The following is a 4,379-nucleotide window of genomic DNA, read 5'->3' on the forward strand; positions in this document are numbered from 1 at the left end:
GCCCGTGTCCAGCAAATCCGGGTACAAATCGAGGAGACCACCTCGGAGTATGACAAGGAGAAACTGCAGGAACGCTTGGCGAAACTCGCTGGCGGCATTGCGGTCATACGTGTCGGTGGCGCAACCGAAATCGAAGTAAAGGAAAAGAAGGACCGTATCGATGATGCGTTGAACGCGACACGTGCGGCCGTCGAAGAGGGAATCGTCGCGGGTGGCGGCGTCGCACTTTTGCGGGCCAAGGCAGCTTTGACTGCTCTTGCTGGGCCCAATGCTGACATAACGGCGGGCATTTCGATCGTCCTGAAAGCGCTCGAAGCGCCGGTCCGGCAGATCGCCGAGAATTCCGGTGCCGAGGGCTCGATCGTGGTTGGTACACTATTGGAGGGCAAGAAGCCCAATCACGGCTTCAATGCGCAGACCGAACTCTACGTCGATATGATCGAGGCAGGCATCGTTGATCCGGCCAAGGTTGTTCGAACGGCTCTGCAGGATGCCGGATCAATCGCTGGGCTCCTGATCACGGCAGAAGTCATGATTGCCGATCGCTCACCAATTCAGGTGGGCATGAGTGATCCAAGAAGCACCGGGTCCTGAAACACTATTGAAACCAAAGGGATCGCGGTCGGGTACGGTCGCGACTCTCTCTGTCGTTTTCCGTCTCAGTATCAATGTTTGACGAGCGACCTACTATCAGCTTCAATGCCGATGAAGATCAGGCTGCCGTTGGCATTTAGCATTTTCGTCGGTTTTGTCAGTTCCTTCTCTCTTTCGCCTGTTGCGGCCTGGGCCCATCCGAACCTTGCGATATTTCAGCAGAGCATTCGCGTTTTGGTCGGAACTTGTTGGGTGTTTGGCAAAGCGTCCTGGATCGTATTATGTGCGGGTGGCAAAGTCGGACTGACCGGAGATCAACAGGGCCCACGCTTCAACCTTGTGAATGATCCGAGGCCGGTTTGTCTGTAACATTTGTATGATGCTGCTGCCATCGCGTCGCCGGGTATCTTGGGATGAATTTCGTATTTGCGTCCGTCGAGCTGGCATATACAGCACCATGGCTCACCTGGTGCTGCGGTTTTCATATCGTGTGCGAGCTCCAGCACCGCCTGTGGGATTTCTTCAATTGGACCCGATATGGTGATATTGCCCTTCCCGTCCGGCCCCGACATGCTGAGGCCAGTGTTCCGATCCGGTCGGTGTTCGTGCGCTACCTGCATAGGAGATGCTCCCTCGTGGTCAGAAATAAGGTCTTTCGTCAGCGTTGAGTATTACAAAGCTCATAGCAGTCGGCTGCACGTTTCACTCCAGTCGCAATAAAACGCACGGGCATATCCTGGTGCATGACGATCGTCAGATGGATACTGCTTTCAAGCTGGACCTTGATTTCCTGCGGCATTATCTCCTGAATGGTCACGCGTCTGCCGATGCCTTAAAACTGTTGCGGTCGCCGCTGCTCCAAATGTCGATGGCTTCGAGGTTATCTTCCGTGGTGATCCGTTCGTATTTCTCTTCAGCGTCGCGGATACGGTACTGAAAGGACTGGCCCAAGGGTGGAAGGGTCGCCAGAATCTCGAATATCGCAGTCGTCTTCATCATTGCCCCGCCGCCGCTTCTCATTCGGACCTGCTGGCCGATCGTAAAACGATGGGGTGTGGTTTCGCGGATTTTAAAACGTCGGTACATGTTCATTTCATTGTCTCCTGATCTTTTTGAAGTGCCGTTTCGAGTTCCGGGTAGTCGATCGCAACAAGCTGCACTCTGCGTTGGTCGGAATTCCTCGCCGGGATGTGGATGAAAGTCGCAACGCGCTGGTAGGCGAGCCAGGACAGGCCTTCGATCATTTCCTCATCCTCATCGATATCATAGTCCCCCGCTGGCTGAACCCCGTCCAATCCGCGCAAGGTAAAGGGTGCTGCAAAATGAGCGATTGAACGTTTGGTGCGCGTGGTCATGCAAATTCCTCTTTCGGAACAATGCGCGGATTGGAGCCACAATTGCTGGGCAACCAACTTTTCACATAGTAATCGGCAATTTGGAATAAGATCGGCGCATCGAGGATTTCTGACGCCGCAAAGAGCCAAGTTTGGCCAAAAGACGATTTACAAAACATTGCGCTTCAATTGTGCTTTAATTGCGGCTGAAGGGCACGCCGCCCTGTAATAAAAAGAGAAACAACGTCAGATCACAAATAATTCCCTACAATTCTTCGCTTTGTGGTATTGTGTTATTTGGGCCTAAATATTTTTAACGAAGGAGGCCGCCATGAAAAATCTTAATCAGGTTCAAAATTATATATATGATCGGAAGATAATTTTGTTTAAAGCCTTATTTTCCGTTGCCATTGTATTCCTGGTCTATTCGATACTCTTTGGAATTACTTGGTAAATTCGGCGCGACAGGACGCGCGGGACTAGCCCACGCGTCTCGGCTCTGCTTTCTAAGCCGTATCAACGAAACTGAAGTTTGCAGTCCATAAGGTGTTAATTTTGACGATCTATGAATTCGACAACGACCAGAACGCCATCGATATTGGTGTTTGGGAAAACGAAGGCGGAGCGTCTCATCGCTTCAGCATGCATCATCATTATGGTCGCCGAATAGAGCCCAACCGATCATGGACGGTTTACCACGTCTATACCGGCCTTCCCGCTGATATGGGCGAACATTCCACAACGGGACTCAACGAAACGACCGCTACTTGGATGATGTTATCGCTCAATGCGAACAACGTGGAGCGGCGTCGGGCTGCCAGGCTCAACCCGGAGTTGATCGACACCCTACCAGTTGGTTTGCCTTAAGGATGATGATATGGCGCTAATGTTCCCCAACCGAAGCCGCAGCTATGATACGGCACATCAGCGCGTGCGCTTTCTCGGCTATGATGGATTGTTTGAAGTTCCGTTTTTCATCGAGACCGCCGCATTCTCGAAGGCCAGATCAAACACCCATTCAGCAGAAGAGGATTATCTCGCCGCATTTGATGCCGCGCGCGGTACAATTCTCGATGTGGCACGGGACGTTTATTCTTCCGGTCGCAGGAACATGTATGTGCTGACACCAGCCGATTTTAAACGGGGCAACTAGCCAAAAACTATGTACGATGCACACCAGCCGCGCCGCCGATGGCCAGTTGCCGACGGCTTGGGGAAGATGTCCTTCCAAAATGACTTATGTTCAAGCCTGAGCGATATTTCGAATCGCCCGCCTTTCCATTGTTGGTTGCAGCCTACGGAGTGCCGCATATGAGGATACATGTCGGGTGTGAACTAACATTCGAGTTTCCGCAAGAAACACCGCTGATTGCCATATTGAACGTTCACCACTCGCGTGTTGACGATTTGATCGGCGTCGAGGCCTTCAATACGTCACCTCCGGTCAATGCTCTTGGCTACCATGACCAGTTTGGAAATTGGTGCAACCGGATCCTTGCACCGGCAGGCCAATTCAGCCTCAGGACAGACGCGGTAGTCAACGATAGCGGTGGTCCAGATCCCGTCGTCCTTGATGCTGTTCAACACCCTGTGCAGGACCTTCCGGATGACACGCTCGTCTACCTCATGGGCAGCCGTTATTGCGAAACGGATTTATTGAGCGACAATGCTTGGCGGCTTTTCGAACAAACGCCGCTCGGCTGGCAGCGTGTTCAGGCTGTTTGCGACTACGTGCACCACTATATCCAGTTTGGATATGAATATTCCAATCCGACACGCACGGCGTACCAGGCATTCGGCGAGGGCCATGGTGTTTGCCGGGATTACACGCATCTCGCCGTTACCTTTTGCCGATGCCTGAATATTCCGACACGGTATTGTACCGGATACATTACCGATATCGGTCTGCCGCCCCCTTATGCGGAGATGGATTTTTGCGCCTGGATGGAAGTGTTTCTAGGCGGTCAGTGGCACGCATTCGATCCGCGCAACAACGCCCCCCGCATCGGACGTATCAAGGTCGCCCATGGCCGGGACGCTGCAGACGTGCCTTTGACAAACATATTCGGGCCAAACGTTTTGACCAAATTCAAGGTGTGGGCCGACGAGGCAGCCATAACGCTCGATTAATGGGCGCTATTGGTGCAGAACAGACGTTCATAAGAATGCGCGATCGAACGGTTGACTTTGGCCCAAGATGTTGGAGGAACCGGTGCAATTCGGGCTGACGGTTGGGTTCGAAGGTGAGGTACAGTCTGTTGTAGCTCCACACTGCCTATTTCGGTGCACCCGTCTCCCCACTGACTGAAACGCCTGAGCGGCAGCCAATTTGAGGTAGACCTTTTGCAACAACGAGCATCCGCAGCAGCTTGGCCGTCAGAAATCTCGTTTCTTCATCAATTTTCTGAGCTTCGTTTCGATGGACAGCCGGATGTTGACGTGCATCCCCAA

The 4,379-nt window shown here is 52.6% G+C and carries 7 protein-coding genes; 4 read left to right on the forward strand and 3 right to left on the reverse strand.

What is annotated here, in order from left to right:
* A partial coding sequence (locus AAAC48_RS27025; RefSeq protein ID WP_340657154.1) for a TCP-1/cpn60 chaperonin family protein occupies positions 1-594 on the forward strand: 594 nt, incomplete at its 5' end.
* Positions 595-1,252: 658 nt separating this feature from the next.
* On the opposite strand, the gene AAAC48_RS27030 is transcribed toward AAAC48_RS27025, so the two are convergent.
* The 3 genes from AAAC48_RS27030 to AAAC48_RS27040 are packed head-to-tail and all read right to left on the reverse strand — an operon-like array spanning position 1,253 to position 1,949.
* Entirely contained in the window at positions 1,253-1,393 is a 141-nt protein-coding gene (locus AAAC48_RS27030) for a hypothetical protein (protein ID WP_340657155.1), read from the reverse strand.
* A 14-nt stretch (positions 1,394-1,407) separates the two neighbouring features.
* Positions 1,408-1,686 (reverse strand): hypothetical protein, encoded by a 279-nt coding sequence (locus tag AAAC48_RS27035; protein ID WP_340657156.1) that lies wholly within the window; start codon positions 1,684-1,686, stop codon positions 1,408-1,410.
* Positions 1,683-1,949: a hypothetical protein gene (locus tag AAAC48_RS27040; protein WP_340657157.1), complete on the reverse strand. Its 267-nt coding sequence runs from the start codon at positions 1,947-1,949 to the stop codon at positions 1,683-1,685. The genes AAAC48_RS27035 and AAAC48_RS27040 overlap by 4 nt, the downstream gene beginning before the upstream one ends.
* Positions 1,950-2,483: 534 nt before the next feature.
* Here AAAC48_RS27040 and AAAC48_RS27045 point away from each other — a divergent pair.
* From AAAC48_RS27045 to AAAC48_RS27055, 3 genes are all read left to right on the forward strand, one after another.
* Positions 2,484-2,795 (forward strand): hypothetical protein, encoded by a 312-nt coding sequence (locus AAAC48_RS27045; RefSeq protein ID WP_340657158.1) that lies wholly within the window; start codon positions 2,484-2,486, stop codon positions 2,793-2,795.
* Positions 2,796-2,805: 10 nt separating this feature from the next.
* Positions 2,806-3,081 carry a DUF1488 domain-containing protein gene (locus AAAC48_RS27050; RefSeq protein WP_340657159.1) on the forward strand — a complete coding sequence of 92 codons (276 nt, stop codon included), beginning with the start codon at positions 2,806-2,808 and terminating at the stop codon, positions 3,079-3,081.
* 158 nt (positions 3,082-3,239) lie between these two features.
* Positions 3,240-4,058: a transglutaminase family protein gene (locus AAAC48_RS27055; RefSeq protein ID WP_340657160.1), complete on the forward strand. Its 819-nt coding sequence runs from the start codon at positions 3,240-3,242 to the stop codon at positions 4,056-4,058.
* Positions 4,059-4,379: the final 321 nt, after the last annotated feature.

Source organism: Phyllobacterium sp. (genome assembly GCF_037994405.1).
Taxonomy (GTDB): Bacteria; Pseudomonadota; Alphaproteobacteria; order Rhizobiales; family Rhizobiaceae; genus Phyllobacterium.